Consider the following 15,864-nt stretch of genomic DNA (forward strand, 5'->3'; position numbering starts at 1 on the left):
TTCGTGCATGAGTCTCGGATCGCCAGAACTTCCTGCTGCCTTCGCGTCCCTCGGCCTCACCTACGACGACGTCCTGCTCCTGCCCGGCGAGACGGACGTCATCCCGAGCGAGGTCGACACGACTGCGCGGCTGACGCGAGAGCTCACGATCCGGATCCCGCTCCTGTCCGCGGCCATGGACACCGTGACCGAGGCCCGGATGGCGATCGCGATGGCCCGCCAGGGCGGCATCGGGGTGCTGCACCGCAACCTCTCCATCGAGGACCAGGCCAAGCAGGTCGACCTCGTCAAGCGCACCCAGACCGGCCGCATCACCAACCCCGTCACCATCGGGCCCGACGCGACGCTCGAGGAGCTCGACCGGATCTGCGGCGAGTACCGCGTCTCCGGGCTGCCGGTCGTCGCCCCCGACGACACCCTCCTCGGCATCATCACGAACCGCGACCTGCGGTTCGTGCCGGTGGCCGAGTGGACCCGGACGCTCGTCCGCGACGTCATGACGCCGATGCCGCTCATCACCGCGCCCGTCGACATCGACCGGGACGCAGCCGCGGCCATCCTCCGCAAGCACAAGCGGGAGCGGCTCCCGCTCGTCGACGGCGAGGGCCGGCTCGCCGGGCTCATCACCGTCAAGGACTTCGTCAAGTCCGAGCAGTTCCCCGACGCGAGCAAGGACGGCCAGGGGCGCCTCCTCGTCGGCGGCGCGGTCGGCTACTTCGGCGACTCCTGGGAGCGGGCGACGACCCTCATCGAGGCCGGTGTCGACGTCCTCGTCGTCGACACCGCGCACGGCCACGCCCGGCTGCTCCTCGACATGATCAAGCGCCTCAAGAGCGACCCGGCGACCGCCGACACCCAGATCGTGGGCGGCAACGTCGCGACCCGTGAGGGCGCCCAGGCGCTCGTCGACGCCGGGGTCGATGCGGTCAAGGTCGGTGTCGGACCCGGCTCGATCTGCACGACGCGTGTGGTCGCCGGCGTCGGGGTGCCGCAGGTGACGGCGATCCACGAGGCCGCCCAGGCCTGTGGCCCCGCCGGGGTGCCGCTCATCGGTGACGGCGGCCTGCAGTACTCGGGCGACATCGCCAAGGCTCTCGTCGCGGGCGCCGACACCGTCATGGTGGGCTCGCTCCTCGCGGGCTGCGAGGAGAGCCCGGGCGAGCTCGTCCTGGTCAACGGCAAGCAGTACAAGTCCTACCGCGGCATGGGCTCGCTCGCGGCGATGTCCTCGCGGGGCAAGAAGTCGTACTCGAAGGACCGCTACTTCCAGGCCGACGTGGTGAGCGACGACGAGCTCATCCCGGAGGGCATCGAGGGCCGGGTCGCCTACAAGGGCCCAGTCGCGACGGTCGCCCGCCAGCTCGTCGGCGGCCTGCACCAGTCGATGTTCTACGTCGGCGCGCGGAACATCCCGGAGCTGAAGGAGCGCGGCCGGTTCGTCCGCATCACCGGGGCCGGGCTCAAGGAGAGCCACCCGCACGACATCCAGGCCATCGTCGAGGCGCCGAACTACTCCGCTCGCGGCTGACCCCCGCTCCAGTTCGTATGCCGTTCAGCCCCCCGCGCAGGGCAGCCACCAGCAGGAGCGGGCGGAGCGGCATACGGACGAGGGCGCGAGCCGGCCAGCCGCGGTGGATAGGCTGGCCGCGTGACCGAGATCGAGATTGGCCGAGGCAAGCGCGGCCGGCGCGCGTACTCCTTCGACGACATCGCCGTCGTGCCCTCCCGGCGCACGCGCGATCCTGAGGAGGTCTCCGTCTCCTGGCAGATCGACGCCTACCACTTCGACATCCCGGTCATGGGCGCCCCGATGGACTCGGTCATCTCGCCCGACACGGCGACCGAGCTCGGGCGGCTCGGCGGGCTGCCGGTCCTCGACCTCGAGGGCCTCTGGACCCGGTACGACGACCCGCTGCCGCTGCTCGACGAGATCGCGGGGCTCGAGCCGCTCCGGTCGACCTCGCGGATGCAGGAGATCTACGCCGAGCCGATCAAGCCCGAGCTCATCACGCAGCGGCTCCAGGAGCTGCGCGCCGCCGGCGTCACCGTGGCCGGCGCGCTCTCGCCGGCGCGGACCCAGCAGCACTGGAAGACGGTCGTCGACGCCGGAGTCGACGTCTTCGTCATCCGCGGCACGACGGTGTCGGCCGAGCACGTGTCCGGGCAGGCGGAGCCGCTCAACCTCAAGCGGTTCATCTACGAGCTCGACGTGCCGGTCATCGTCGGTGGCGCGGCGTCGTACACCGCGGCGCTGCACCTCATGCGGACCGGCGCGGCCGGGGTCCTCGTCGGCTTCGGCGGGGGAGCGGCCCACACGACCCGCACGACCCTCGGCATCCACGCGCCCATGGCGTCGGCCGTCGCCGACGTCGCCGCCGCGCGCCGCGACTACCTCGACGAGTCGGGTGGCCGCTACGTCCACGTCATCGCCGACGGCGGGGTGGGCACGTCGGGTGACATCGTCAAGGCGATCGCCTGCGGCGCCGACGCCGTCATGCTCGGCGCCGCCCTCGCCCGGGCGACCGACGCCCCCGGCCGCGGGTTCCACTGGGGCGCGGAGGCACACCACCCGCAGCTGCCCCGCGGCGAGCGGATCCAGATCGGCCGGCAGGCGACCCTCGAGGAGGTCCTCCTCGGCCCCAGCCGGAGCGCGGACGGCACGACGAACATCATCGGTGCGCTCCGCCGCGCGATGGCGACGACCGGCTACTCGGACGTCAAGGAGTTCCAGCGCGTCGAGGTGGTCGTCGCACCGTACGCCGGCCGCTGACTCCTGCGCCTTTCCTCCCGCGCGCGGGCAGGAATAGACGTGGGCGGCCGTGGCCCGTAGAGTTGTCTGCCGGTTGGTTCTTGCGTTTTTGCAGCATGAGTAGGCGGTCCCGCCGGGGCCTGCAGTTGATTCTGAGAAGACGAGTTACAGGCATCACACCGCGGAGCGTCCCGACGGTCGGGACAGGCTCCATTCCTCAGAAGGCAGGCTCAGCATGGCTACAGGCACCGTGAAGTGGTTCAACTCCGAGAAGGGCTTCGGCTTCATCGCTCCCGACGACGGTTCGGCGGACGTGTTCGCCCACTACTCGGCGATCAACTCGTCCGGCTACCGCTCCCTCGAGGAGAACGACAAGGTCGAGTACGAGACCCAGCAGGGCCCGAAGGGTCCGCAGGCCGCGAACATCACCGTCCTGCGCTGATCTCCTGGCCGAGACCCTCGGCCACAGCACCATGACCGCCGTCCGACACCGTGTCGGGCGGCGGTCGTCGTATACCTGCTCCGTCTGCGTCCCCCATGACCAGCCGCGGTAGCCGCGGCGGCACGGTCCTCCTACAGTTCTCGCATGAGCCGCCCCCATGACCGCGACGTCGTCGTGATCGGCTCAGGCTTCGGCGGGGCGGTGGCGGCCCTGCGACTCGCGGAGAAGGGCTACGACGTCCTCGTCTACGAGGCGGGGCGCCGGTTCGAGGACGACGACTTCGCCCGCACGAGCTGGGACCTGCGCCGCTACCTCTGGGCACCGGTCCTCGGCTGCTACGGCATCCAGCGGATCCACCGGCTGCCCGACTGCCTCGTCCTCGCCGGGGCTGGTGTCGGGGGTGGCTCGCTCAACTACGCCCAGACGCTCTACGTCCCGCCCACCCAGTTCTTCCAAGACCCGCAGTGGGCCGGCATCACCGACTGGGAGGCGGAGCTCGCGCCGCACTACGCCACCGCGCAGCGCATGCTCGGAGTCATCGAGAACCCGTGTGACGGTCCCGTCGAGCGGCTGATGCGGGACACCGCCGTCGAGCTCGGCGTGGGCGAGTCCTTCCGCCGCACCCCGGTCGGCGTCTTCTTCGGCGAGCCGGGCAAGCGCGTGCCGGACCCCTACTTCGGCGGCGAGGGCCCCGACCGCACCGGCTGCACCCAGTGCGGCAACTGCATGGTCGGCTGCCGCGTGGGCGCGAAGAACACGCTCATGAAGAACTACCTCGCGCTCGCGGAGCGCCGCGGGGTCGTGATCGAACCGCTGCGCACAGTGACCTCCCTGAGGCCGCTCGATCCCCACCGTCCCGACGAGGGGTATGCCGTTCACACCGTCCGCACCGGAGCGCGCCGTCGTCGTCGACGCGATCCGCAGGCCGTGACGGCGCGGCACGTGGTCGTGGCGGCGGGCGCCTGGGGGACGGCGCAGCTGCTGCAGGCGATGAAGGCGAGCGACCTGCCCGGCATCTCGGATCGCCTCGGCTGGCAGACCCGGACGAACTCGGAGGCACTCGGTGGTGCGATGACCACGCGCGTTCCCCGAGGCGTCGACCTCACGAGGGGAGTGGCGATCACCTCGAGCTTCCACGTGGACGCGACGACGCACGTCGAGAACGTCCGCTACGGCAAGGGGTCCAACGCCATGGGACTGCTCGCCGTGATGCAGGTCGACGGCGGTGGCCGCATCCCACGGCCGGTGCGGTTCGCAGGCGGGGCGCTGCGGCACCCGGTCACCTTCGCGAGGTCGCTGTCCGTGCGCCGCTGGAGCGAGCGGACGGTCATCGCCCTCGTCATGCAGACCCTGGACAACTCCATCACGGTGAGCCGGCGGCGGGGTCTCTTCGGCTGGCGCCTCACCTCCGAGCCGGGGCACGGCGAGCCGAGCCCGAGCTGGATCCCGCAGGGCAACCGTGCCGTGCGCGCGCTCGCTCGAGGACTCGAGCGGGTCGCGGGCGTCCGCGCCGAGCCGGGCTCGTCGATCGGCGAGGTCCTCGACATCCCGATGACCGCGCACTTCCTCGGCGGCGCCGTCATCGCCGAGTCGCCGGACCGTGGCGTCGTGGACCCCTACCACCGCCTGTGGGGCTATCCGGGGATCAGCGTCGTTGACGGCTCGACGGTGTCGGCGAACCTCGGTGTCAACCCAGCGCTGACGATCACCGCCCAGGCCGAGCGGGCGGTGTCCCTCTGGCCCAGACTCGGCGAGCCGGACAGGCGTCCCGCTCAGGGTGCGCCCTACCTACGGCTGGACGCACAGCCCGCCCAGTGAGCGGGGCGGGCGTGAGGTCGCCACCCCTCAGAGACAACCCCACGCCCGTGATGGACGGACCGCAACCGGTCAGAAAGGTCCGCACATCAGGAACGACAGCGCAACCCACGTGAGATTGCGTGCCGTCGCCACCATCATCCCATGCTTGGCCTCGTTTCGCTGTGCGTGTCTCAATGTTGCGCGGGCTCACGCTCGTCCCGCCACGATCGCCAGAGTGCGGCGTAGGGTCCGTCGGCCTCGAGCAGCTCGTGGTGGGACCCGATCTCACTCACGTGCCCACCCTCGATGACGCAGACCCGGTCGGCGTCGTGGGCGGTCATCAGCCGGTGGGCGATGGCGACCACCGTCCGGCCCTCCACGACGGCCGCGAGCGACCGCTCGAGGTGGCGGGCCGCGCGCGGGTCGAGCAGCGAGGTCGCCTCGTCGAGCACGAGCGTGTGCGGGTCGGCCAGCACGAGACGCGCGAGCGCGAGCTGCTGGGCCTGCGGCTCGGTGAGCCGGTGGCCTCCCGAGCCGACGACCGTGTCGAGGCCGAGCGGCAGCCGGTCGGCCCACGCCACGGCGTCGACGGCCGCGAGGGCGGCACGCAGCTCCGCCTCGGACGCGGCGGGGCTGGCCAGTCGCAGGTTGTCGGCCAGGGTCCCGACGAAGACATGGTGCTCCTGCGTCACGAGCGCGACCTGGCCGCGCAGCTGCGGCAGCTCGAGGTCGACGAGCCGCACCCCGCCGACGTCGACCCGTCCCGTCCGCGGACCGTCGATGCCGGCCATCAGCCGCCCGAGGGTCGACTTGCCCGCTCCGGAGGGACCCACGATGGCGAGCCGCTCACCGGGACGCAGGTCGAGGGACACGCCTCGCAGGACGTCCCGGCCGGACCGGTAGGCGTAGTGCACCTCGTCGACGGTGATCTGGTCGTCGGCGGGCTCCTCACCGGTCGCCGACCGGTCGGGCGGCACGTCGCCGACGCCGATGACCCGGGCGAGCGAGGTCGCCCCGACCTGGACCTCGTCGAGCCACGAGATGAGCTCGTCGAGGGGGCCCGCCATCTGCTGGACGTAGAGAGCGACCGCCGTGACCGTCCCCGCCGTCGCCAGGTCGTTGGTGATAAGCCAGCCGCCCCACAGCAGGGTCGCCGCAACAGGCAGGTAGAACGCCACCTCCACGGCCGGGAACCAGCGCATCCGCAGCCCGAGGGTGTAGACCTCGGCGTCATAGCAGTCGGCGAGGGCGTCGTCCATGCGCCGGCGACGCCTGCCCTGCAGGCCCAGCGCGTCGACGGTGCGGGCTCCCTCGCTCGACTCGGTGACGACGCCGCCGAGCACGGCGTAGGTCGCCCGCTCGCGGAGGTAGCCGGCCGGCGCGAGGCGCAGGTAGCGCCGCGTCGACACCCAGAGAAGCGGCACGCCGACGATGACGGGCAGCGCGACGAGCCAACCCGTGACAAACGCGGCGACGACCGTGATCGCCGTAGTCACAGACCCGACGAAGATCGCCGGAATCCCGAAACGGAGCACGTGCGAGAGGGCCTCGACGTCGTTCGTCGTGCGCGAGACGAGGTCGCCCGTGCCCGCCCGCTCCACCGTGGAGAGGGGAAGGCCCACGACCCGGGACATGAACTGCTCGCGCAGCTCGGCGAAGATCGTCTCGCCCATGACGAACGAGGCGCGCCGGGCGAACCAGGTCAGGACCGTCTGGACGACCACGGCGACGGCGATCCAGAGGGCGAGCCGGTCGATCACGCTGAGCGAGCGGTCGCCGGTGATCTCGTCGACGAGCAGGCCGATGACGCGCGGCGCGACGAGGGCCGCGAGCGCGGCGACGGCATGCAGCACGACGACGCGGATGAGGGCGGCGCGGTGCCGGACGAGGAGGCCCCGCGTGTGGGCCCGCACCGACGCGGTGTCCGCGACCGGCAGCGTGCGCGTGACGGTGTCGGTCGGGGTCGTCGTGGTCGACATCAGGCATCCTCCCCTCGGACGACGGTTGACCGGTATGACGCGTGGTCGGTGACGAGTGACCGGTGCGTCCCCGTCGCGGTGGCTCTGCCGCCCTCGAGGAAGACGACCTGGTCGGCCTGCTCGAGCAGGAGCGGGCTGGCCGACATGACGACCGTCGTCCGCCCCCGCCGTGCAGAGGCGAGCCGCATCGCGATGCGGGCCTCGGTGTGCGCGTCGACCGCGCTCGTCGGCTCGACGAGGACGAGGGTCTCCGCCTCGGTCAGAAGCGCCCGGGCCAGGGCGAGCCGCTGCCGCTGGCCGCCGCTGAAGGCGCGGCCGCGCTCTTGGACCTCGCTGTCGAGGCCATCGGGCAGGGCCTCGAGGATGTCCTCGCCACTCGCGACGGACAGGGCCTCGAGGATCGCCTCGTCGCCGCGCTCGCCGCGGGGGTCGAGCTCCTCGCGAAGGGTCCCCGTGAACAGGCGCGGGTCGGTCTCCGAGACGACGATGCGCCGCCGCACGTCCCCGAGGGAGGCGTCCGCCAGCCGGGTGCCGCCGAAGCGAGCCTGCGTCTGGACGGCGCCGAACCGGCCGAGCCGGTCCGCGAGGGCAGCGGACTCCTCGGGGTTGGCCGACACGATCGCGGTGAGGCAGCCCGGCTCGATCCGTACAGCGCTCTCCGGCTCGAAGAGGGGCTCCGGGCCGCTGGGCAGCGGCGTGGGGACGGTGACGTCACGGTCGTCGGCCTCGACCGAGAGCACCCGGATGAGCTTCCCGGCGCCGATGTGGGCGCGCGTCGCGCGGTCGACCATCTCGGTCGCCGTGCGGAGCGGGATCACGAGGAACGCGGTGTAGCCGTAGAACGCAACGAGCTGCCCGGGCGTGATCTGGCCCTCGACGGCGAAGCGGGCACCGAGCCACACGACGACGAGGACGAACAGGCCGGGCAGGAGGACCTGGGCGGCGTCGAGGGCCGCCTGGTAACCGGCCACCTGGTTCCCCGCGCGTCGCACGCCCTGGGACTGAGCGGCATACCGGTGCAGGAAGGTCTGCTCCCCGCCGATCCCGCGCAGCACGCGAAGCCCTGCGACGGTGTCCGCGCCGAGGCCGATCAGCTTGCCCGACTCCTCACGCTGGGCGAGCTGGCGGGCCTGCAGGGGGCGCACGATGAAGGTGAGGCCCGCGACGAGGACGGGCACGCCGATGAGGACGACGAGCCCGAGCGGACGTGACGCGTCGAGGAGGATCAGCGCCACGACGACATAGCTCGCGACGGCGCCGACGAAGCGGGCGCTGATGTCGTAGATGCCGCCGATCCGCATCGCGTCCGAGGAGACCGCCGCGACGACGTCGCCGACCGGCACGGTGCGGGGGAGTGCCTCGCCCGTGTCGGCGGCCCGGTGGCCGATCAGCTGGGCCGAGCGGAAGGCGCCCTGGAGCCAGTTGAGGACCGAGAACCGGTGGCGGAGCACGCCGGCCGCGGCGCTCAGCGCGATGAGGCCGAGCAGCGCGGCGCACCAGCGCCCGAGCGCCTCGATGTCGCCACCGAGGATGCCCTCGTCGATCGCCCGGCTCATGACGGCGGGGAAGAGCGCCTGGCTCACCATCCACACGACACCGAAGGCCACGGCGATCACGAGGGTGCGCCACTGGAGACGGCCGACCCAGCGCAGGTAGGCGGCCGGGCGCGTGAGGTCAGGGGTGCCGGGGTCGGCGTACGGCAGGCGAATCACTCGGTCGACGGTACCGTCGAGCACCGACGCCCCTCACCCCATTTTCTACGGATGTAGTGGTCGCTGGGGGTCGTCGGCCGAGCCGTTCCCGGCGCCGTCGCTGTCGTCGCCGTCGCGGGCCAGGGCCTCGGACAGCTCGTCGACGATGAGCAGCTCGGTGCGGACGTTGCGATGCCGGTAGGCGGAGCGGCCGACGAGCTGGGCCGTCACCGGGGAGGTGAAGAACTGCGTCGCCCCGACGAAGACGAGGGTTGTCACGGCCGCCCACGTGCGCAGGGTGAGCGCGAGGCCCATGAGGACCAGGATCAGCCCGAGCGTCTGCGGTTTCGTCGCGGCGTGCAGGAGCGAGAGGGTGTCCGGGAAGCGCACGAGCCCGACTGCGCCGGCGAGGCACATGAAGGCGCCGAGCAGCAGGCAGAGCCCGCCGGCGGCGTCCAGCAGCATGGACCAGCTCACGGTGCCTCCCGATCCGAGTCGTGGGACATGAACCGGGCGATGGCGACGCCGCCGACGAAGCTGACGATCCCGAGCACCATGAGCAGGGGCAGGCTCGTGGAGCGCTTGTGCCAGGCCGCCTCCATGCCGACCCCGGCGATGACGACGACGAGCAGGATGTCGGTCGCGATGAGCCGGTCGAGGTTGGTCGGGCCGCGGTAGACGCGGTAGAGCACCAGCACGGCGGCGGTCGCGAGCATGAGCATGCCGGCGACGGCGAAGAGGGTCGTCATGAGGCCTCCTGCTCGAGCTTGCGGCGTTCGAGGTCCGCGATCTCCTCGTCCGAGCCGAGGGCCCGTACGACCCGCTCCTCGACCCGGTACACGTGCGCCCTGCCCTCCTCGATCGCCCCGGGACGGTCGACGTCGAGCAGGTGCAGGAAGAGGGTGGAGGTGGACCTGCGGGCATCGAGCACGACCGAACCGGGCACGAGGGCGTTCAGCTCCGCGGTGATGGTCAGGTAGAAGTCCGAGCGGGACCGGAGCGGCACCTCGATGACCGCGTTGCGCGGATGCTTCGTGCTGAAGGCGAGCCGGGTCACCTGGACCGAGGCGACGACGAGGTCGGTGAAGAACCGGAAGATGAGGTGGGCCACCCGCAGCGGGCGCGGGTAGCCCGCGAACTCGATGGAGGGCAGCGGGAAGACGGTCGTGACGACCAGGCCGATGATGAGGCCGTTGACGACGTTGCCCCAGCTGATCCGGTCCCAGAGGAACAGCCAGGCGACGGCCACCGCGATGATGGCCCGAGGCTGGAACCCGCCACGGCGCGAGCCCCGGTGTCGCCGTCTCCTCGTCGGCGCGGTGCCCGTGGGCTCGGTGCTTCTCGGCCGGGTGTTCCTCGGCTCAGGGCTCCTCGGCTCGGTGCTCATCGGCGCACCTCCGGCGGCAGGACGGTGGTGATGTAGGGAGCGCGCTGCTGGAGGTCGGCGGCGGCGCGCTGCGTGTAGGCGAAGAGGGGTCCGGCCGCGAGGGTGATGACGAGGCCGACGGCGGTCATCGTCGCCGTCGCGGCCAGCATGAGCGGCGGCATCGCGCGGCTCGTCGACGCCGACTCGGTGAGGACGGTCGTCCGCGCGCTTGCCGGGTCGACGTCGTCCGGCACGTCGAGGCTGCCGGAGGCGAGTGCGGCGGCGGTCTCGGCCGGGGCCGGGGTCTCGGCGATCGGCCGCCAGAAGGCCTGGCTCCAGACCTTCGCCAGCGCGTAGAGCGTCAGCAGGCTGGTCACCACCCCGCCGACGACGAGCGCCCACGACAGGGGCGTGCCGAACTCGATGCCGGCGTGGAACAGCCCGATCTTCGCGAGGAACCCGGACAGCGGCGGGATCCCGGAGAGGTTCATCGCCGCCATGAAGAAGAGGACGGACAGGACGGGGGAGGCGAAGGCGAGGCCGGCCAGTCGGTCGAGCGAGGTCGTGCCGCCGAGCCGCTCGACGAGGCCGGCGATGAGGAAGAGCGCGGTCTGGATCGTGATGTGGTGCACGACGTAGAAGATCGCCCCCGCCATGCCGTGCGCCGTCCCGAGGGCGATGCCGAAGACCATGTAGCCGATGTGGCTGACGAGGGTGAAGGACAGGATGCGCTTGAGGCCGGACTGCGAGACCGCGCCGAGGATCCCGACGATCATCGTCAGCAGCGCGGCCCACATGAGCAGGGTGTGCAGCGGCGACTCGGGGAAGAGGAGCGTCTGCACCCGGATCATCGCGTAGACGCCGACCTTCGTCAGCAGCCCGGCGAAGACGGCGGTGACGGGCGCGGGGGCGGTCGGGTAGCTGTCGGGCAGCCAGGCGGACAGCGGGAAGACCGCGGCCTTGATCGCGAAGGCGGTGAGCAGGCAGAGCTGGAGGACGAGGAGCGCGCCGGGCTCGAGCCCGCCGAGGCGGATCGCGAGCTGGGCGAGGTTGACGGTGCCCGTGGCGGCGTAGGTCGCGGCGATGCCGATGAGGAAGATCGAGGACGAGATGAGGCTCACCACGACGTATGTCGTCCCGGCGTGGATGCGCTGCTCCGCCCCTCCCAGCGTGAGCAGCACGTAGGAGGCGTAGAGCAGGATCTCGAAGCCGACGAAGAGGTTGAACAGGTCGCCCGCGAGGAACGCGTTGCTGACGCCGGCCGCGAGGACGAGATACGTCGGGTGGAAGATCGACATCGGGGTGTCGGAGTCGTCGTCCTCCTGGCCCTGGGCGATCGAGAAGACGAGCACGACGAGGATGACGACGCCGGACACGAGCAGCATGAGCGAGCTGAGCCGGTCCGCGACGAGCGAGATCCCGAGCGGCTCCTTCCAGGCACCGACCCAGAGCACCAGCGGCCCGCGCCGGTCCGTCTCGACGACGAGAACCGCCGACACGAGGACGAGCCCGGAGAGCACGGCCGTGCTCGTCAGGCGCTGCAGCCGGGGGGCCCGGCGGAAGGCGAGGGTGAGGGCAGCGCCGAGCAACGGCAGGAGGACCGGCATCGGGACGAGGTTGCGGACGAGCGTGTCCATCACGAGTGCTCCTCTGCCAGCTCGTCCGAGGTCGTCGTGGACTCCTCGCCGACGTCGAAGGTGGCGGACGGCTCGTCGAGGTCGGCGAGCTCCTGGAGCTGCTCGTCCTCGATGTCGTCGGGCACGTTGTCCGTGCCCGAGACCTGCCAGAGCCGGTAGGACAGGGCGAGGAGGAAGCCGATCGTCGCGAGCGAGATGACGATCGCGGTGAGGACCATCGCCTCCGGGAGCGGATCGCTCATCTCGGTCGCCGGGGTGCCGAAGAAGGGCGGCTTGCCGGCGGCGCCGCCCGAGACGAGGAAGATGACCGAGACGCCGTTGCCGATGAGCAGGGTGCCGAGCAGGACCCGGGCGAGGCTGCGGTCGAGCAGGAGGAACACGCCGGCGGCCATCAGCACGGCCACGACGACGAGCAGGACGACGTTGGGGGCGAGGCTGCTCGAGATCGTCACGTCATCCGCGGCACGGAGGAGGCCGGCGGGAAGAGCTGCGGCTGGCATCAGACCTCCGCCTCCGCGTGCCGTTCGGCGGCGATCTGCCGGTCGATGCCGGTGCCGAGGCTGCGGACGATGTCGAGCATCATGCCGAAGACGATGAGATAGACCCCCATGTCGAAGATCGCGGACGTGACCAGGTGCACCTCGCCCCACGGCGGCAGGGTGAAGTCGAAGGCGGCCGACTGCAAGATCGTGCCCCCGAACGCGAGCGGGGCGAGGGCGGCGACGACGACGATGAGCAGGCCGATCCCGACGACGAGCCCGGCGTCGAACGGGGCGGCCTCGTCGAGCTCGTAGCGGCCGCCGGCGAGGTAGCGCACGACGAGGGCGAGTCCGGCCACCAGGCCCCCGGCGAAGCCGCCGCCCGGCAGGTTGTGCCCGGAGAAGAGCACGTAGAGGGATACCGCGATCATGACGTGGAAGATCAGCCGGGTGACCACCTCGAACATGACGGAGCGGCGCTCGCGGCGGAGCATCCGACCGCCCCGCAACCAGGTCCCGCGCGTCGGCTCGGTCGCCTCGATCGGCTGCTCGCTCGCCATCGACAACCTGGTGTTGCGGGTCTTGACGAAGATGAGGCTCGCGATGCCGGTCGCCGCGGCGACGAGCACCGAGACCTCGCCGAGGGTGTCCCAGGCCCGGATGTCGACGAGCGTCACGTTGACGACGTTGTCCCCGTGCCCGAACGAGTGCGCCTCCTCGGCGAAGTCGATCGACACCGGTACGACGTGCCGCGCCGCGCTCGCCACGAGGGTGACCGCCGCGACCGACGCGCCGAAGGCGACGCCGAGGACGATCCGGAGCCGTCGCCGGATCGACCGCACGTGCCGCTGGAACCGGGTCGGCAGCCGGCGCAGCGCGAGGACGAACACGACCAGCGAGACCGTCTCGACGAGCATCTGCGTGATGGCGAGGTCGGGCGCGCCGTGGATGATGAACAGGGTCGACACGCCGTACCCGGTGACACCGACGAGCATGACCGAGGCGAGCCGGCGGTCGGTGAGCAGGACGAGCACGCAAGCGGCAATGATGACCGCGCCGATGACCGCCTGGGCGGGGGAGTCCCAGAGGCGGACCGCGCCGACCGAACCCCGTGCCACCGCCACAGTCCCCGGCAGCGCGATGAAGGTCAGGATGATGGTGCCGAGATAGAAGGGCAGCGACCCGCGCTGCGTCCGGGCGGTCACCTCGACGGCTCCGACATCGAGCCCGCGCATCAGCCGGGCATAGGCCCGCTCGCCGTCCACCAGGGCCGGCACGGCCGCCTGCACGTGCTCGACCCGGTCGCGCCACGCGAAGAGGGCGAGCCCGGCGACGATCGCGAGGATCGAGAGGCCGAGGGCGGGGGTGACCCCGTGCCAGAGGGCGAGGGAGGGCGGTGGCGCGCCGAGCACGAGCTGGCGCGCGTACGGCATGAGCCACGGGTGCTCGAGGGGAGCGAGCAGCCCGACGAGGAGCGAGCCGACGCCGAGCAGGAGGGGCGAGAGCACGAAGCCGGGGTGCGGCACGCGCAGGGGCGTGGGCGGCATACCGGGTTTCGTGGCGAAGGCGCCCCAGAGGAAGCGCGCGGAGTAGGCGACGGTGAGGGCCGACCCGGCGACGAGCGTCGCCGTCATGAGCCATCCCCACGCGGCCGGGAACGGGACGGAGTCCGTGGCGGTCTCGAGGCCGGCGGCGATCGCGGCTTCCTTCGCCACGAAGCCGGCGAGCGGAGGGATGCCGGCCATCGACAGTGCGGCGAGCACCGCGGGCACCGCGAGCGGCAGCAGCCGGCGACCGACGGCGGAGAGCTCACGCAGGTCACGCGTGCCGGTCGACCGGTCGATCACGCCGACAGTGAGGAACAGGGTCGACTTGAAGAGGGCATGCGACACGACGAGGGCGAGAGCGGCGAGGGCGCCCTCGCGCGTGCCGAGACCGGCGAGCGCGACCATGAAGCCGAGCTGGCTGACCGTGCCGTAGGCGAGGAGGAGCTTGATGTCGTGCTGCCGTAGCGCCCGCCAGCCGCCGACCAGCATGGTGAACAGGCCGAGGCCGATGGTCAGGGCGTGCCACCCCGGGGCCCCGGCGAAGGCCGGCGCGAGGAGCGCGACGAGGTAGACCCCGGCCTTGACCATGGCCGCGGCATGCAGGTAGGCGCTGACGGGCGTGGGGGCGGCCATCGCGCCGGGCAGCCAGAAGTGGAACGGCACGAGCGCGGACTTCGTGAGAGCCCCGACGAGGAGCAGCACGACGGCCGCGATCGTCACGGCGTCGAGGGCCGGGGGATGGGCGACGACCTCGCTGATCCGGTAGCTGTGCCGCACGCCGAGGGCGACGATGCCGATCAGCATCGCCAGGCCGCCGAGAGTCGTCACGATGAGGGCCTGCATCGCCGCGCGCCGGTTCGTCGAGCTGGCCGGGTTGTGGCCGATCAGCAGGTAGGAGAAGACGGTCGTCAGCTCCCAGAAGACGTAGAGGACGAGGAAGTTGTCGGTGAGGACGAGCCCGAGCATCGCCCCGGCGAAGGCGGTGAAAACGCTGGTGAAGCGCCACAGGGTCGGGTCGCCGGCGGCGAAGTACCAGCGGCAGTAGAGCAGGACGAGTGCGCCGACCCCGGTGACGAGGAGCGCAAGCACCCACGAGAGCGTCGTGAGCCGGAAGTCCAGCTCCAGCCCGAGCCCGGGCACCCAGGTGACCTGCTGCTGCGGCCCCTGCCCGGTGCGGACATCGGTCCCCACGGACACGAGCCAGGCGAAGGCGCTGGCCGGGGCGAGCGCGAGCACGAGGAACGAGGACCGGCCCAGGAAACGTACGAGCAACGGGGCAACTGCCGCCGCGACGAGGTGCACGAGCAGCAGTTGCACCACGGGCGGCCCCTCGGTCGTCTACTTGGTCAGGAGGTCGGACCCATTCTAGGTGGCGCCGGAGGGTGCCCCCGGCCCGGACCGCCTGCCGGACGGAGCCGCCTGGGCCTGGGGGCAGGCGGGATCAGAACGTGACGAAGGTGCTGCGGGCGATGAAGAAGCCGCGCTCGTAGTCGGTGTCGATGCACGTGACACCGGCCGTCTCGCTCAGGCACGTGAACGGCGAGTCGGGCACCAGGGTCCGTGAGCCGTAGCGGAGCTTGGGGGCATCCTCCGCCCCGCCCAGTTCGCCGGTGCAGACGGGGAAGGCGCCCAGGTCGGTCAGCTTCACCCCGCGGACTCGGTTCGCGTCCTCGCCCTCGCACAGCCGGTCGGGGACCTTGATGCGGCCCTTGTCCAGCTCGCAGGCGGCGACGGCGGCCGAGTTGCTGACGTCACACCTGATGTTGCCGCTCGGGCTCCGGAAGGTCCCGTGGATCGAGCCGTCCACCTTGGCCTTGGCGAATCGGGCCTTGGCCTCGGCGTAGCTGTGGGGCGCACCTCGCTGGTGCCCGACCGCGAGCGACGTCGGCAGCGGTGCCGTCGTCCGCGGACCGCTCGGGGTCGGGGAGGTGCCGGTGGGGATCGGGGTTCCCGTTCCCGTCGCCGGGGGCGTCGTTCCCTCGGTCACCGTGACCGTCACGGTCGACGCCGGGGCCGGCGCCGCGCTCGTCGAACAGGCCGCGGTGCCCGCCACCAGGAGGCTGGCAAGCAGCGCCACGGCGCACGTGGTGGCGGTCTGACGGCCGGTCATGGCCGTCGAGTCTGGCACGGGCGGCCCCGGGCGGGACAAGTCGGGCCGAGTCGGTGACCTACGCTTG

Annotated in this window: 13 protein-coding genes; 4 read left to right on the forward strand and 9 right to left on the reverse strand. The window is 71.8% G+C overall.

The features are described 5' to 3' along the window. Positions 1-7: 7 nt before the first annotated feature. The 4 genes from guaB to ACTHJJ_RS06105 all read left to right on the forward strand — a co-directional run bounded on the left by guaB (position 8) and on the right by ACTHJJ_RS06105 (position 5,009). A complete protein-coding gene (guaB, locus tag ACTHJJ_RS06090; protein ID WP_440302043.1) occupies positions 8-1,528 on the forward strand; it encodes an IMP dehydrogenase in 1,521 nt (506 codons plus the stop codon). Between the two features lie 120 nt (positions 1,529-1,648). After that, positions 1,649-2,770 carry a GuaB3 family IMP dehydrogenase-related protein gene (locus ACTHJJ_RS06095; RefSeq protein ID WP_440302044.1) on the forward strand — a complete coding sequence of 374 codons (1,122 nt, stop codon included), beginning with the start codon at positions 1,649-1,651 and terminating at the stop codon, positions 2,768-2,770. A 214-nt stretch (positions 2,771-2,984) separates the two neighbouring features. Continuing rightward, complete coding sequence (locus tag ACTHJJ_RS06100; protein ID WP_440302045.1) at positions 2,985-3,191, forward strand: cold-shock protein; 207 nt, start codon at positions 2,985-2,987, stop codon at positions 3,189-3,191. Positions 3,192-3,335: 144 nt separating this feature from the next. Continuing rightward, complete coding sequence (locus ACTHJJ_RS06105) at positions 3,336-5,009, forward strand: GMC oxidoreductase (RefSeq protein WP_440302046.1); 1,674 nt, start codon at positions 3,336-3,338, stop codon at positions 5,007-5,009. A 170-nt stretch (positions 5,010-5,179) separates the two neighbouring features. Here the strand turns inward: ACTHJJ_RS06105 and ACTHJJ_RS06110 are convergent, their stop codons facing one another. From ACTHJJ_RS06110 to ACTHJJ_RS06150, 9 genes are all read right to left on the reverse strand, one after another. Then, complete coding sequence (locus ACTHJJ_RS06110; RefSeq protein ID WP_440302047.1) at positions 5,180-6,967, reverse strand: ABC transporter ATP-binding protein; 1,788 nt, start codon at positions 6,965-6,967, stop codon at positions 5,180-5,182. Continuing rightward, entirely contained in the window at positions 6,967-8,679 is a 1,713-nt protein-coding gene (locus tag ACTHJJ_RS06115) for an ABC transporter ATP-binding protein (protein WP_440302048.1), read from the reverse strand. Before ACTHJJ_RS06115 ends, ACTHJJ_RS06110 begins: the two co-directional genes overlap by 1 nt. A 45-nt stretch (positions 8,680-8,724) precedes the next feature. Next, positions 8,725-9,135 (reverse strand): monovalent cation/H(+) antiporter subunit G, encoded by a 411-nt coding sequence (gene mnhG / locus ACTHJJ_RS06120; protein WP_440302049.1) that lies wholly within the window; start codon positions 9,133-9,135, stop codon positions 8,725-8,727. Next, complete coding sequence (locus ACTHJJ_RS06125; protein WP_440302050.1) at positions 9,132-9,407, reverse strand: monovalent cation/H+ antiporter complex subunit F; 276 nt, start codon at positions 9,405-9,407, stop codon at positions 9,132-9,134. Before ACTHJJ_RS06125 ends, mnhG begins: the two co-directional genes overlap by 4 nt. Then, positions 9,404-10,045 (reverse strand): Na+/H+ antiporter subunit E, encoded by a 642-nt coding sequence (locus ACTHJJ_RS06130; protein ID WP_440302051.1) that lies wholly within the window; start codon positions 10,043-10,045, stop codon positions 9,404-9,406. Before ACTHJJ_RS06130 ends, ACTHJJ_RS06125 begins: the two co-directional genes overlap by 4 nt. Then, the gene (locus ACTHJJ_RS06135; RefSeq protein ID WP_440302052.1) at positions 10,042-11,661 is read right to left on the reverse strand and encodes a Na+/H+ antiporter subunit D; all 1,620 of its coding nucleotides are present in this window, start codon (positions 11,659-11,661) and stop codon (positions 10,042-10,044) included. Before ACTHJJ_RS06135 ends, ACTHJJ_RS06130 begins: the two co-directional genes overlap by 4 nt. Beyond that, complete coding sequence (locus ACTHJJ_RS06140; RefSeq protein WP_440302053.1) at positions 11,661-12,161, reverse strand: Na(+)/H(+) antiporter subunit C; 501 nt, start codon at positions 12,159-12,161, stop codon at positions 11,661-11,663. Before ACTHJJ_RS06140 ends, ACTHJJ_RS06135 begins: the two co-directional genes overlap by 1 nt. Next, on the reverse strand, positions 12,161-15,007 hold the full coding sequence (locus tag ACTHJJ_RS06145; RefSeq protein WP_440302054.1) for a Na+/H+ antiporter subunit A: 2,847 nt from the start codon (positions 15,005-15,007) through the stop codon (positions 12,161-12,163). Before ACTHJJ_RS06145 ends, ACTHJJ_RS06140 begins: the two co-directional genes overlap by 1 nt. Positions 15,008-15,128: 121 nt before the next feature. Further along, a complete protein-coding gene (locus ACTHJJ_RS06150; protein WP_440302055.1) occupies positions 15,129-15,797 on the reverse strand; it encodes a hypothetical protein in 669 nt (222 codons plus the stop codon). Positions 15,798-15,864 lie beyond the last annotated feature (67 nt).

It is taken from the genome of Intrasporangium sp., from assembly GCF_051961875.1.
GTDB lineage: Bacteria > Actinomycetota > Actinomycetes > Actinomycetales > Dermatophilaceae > Intrasporangium_A.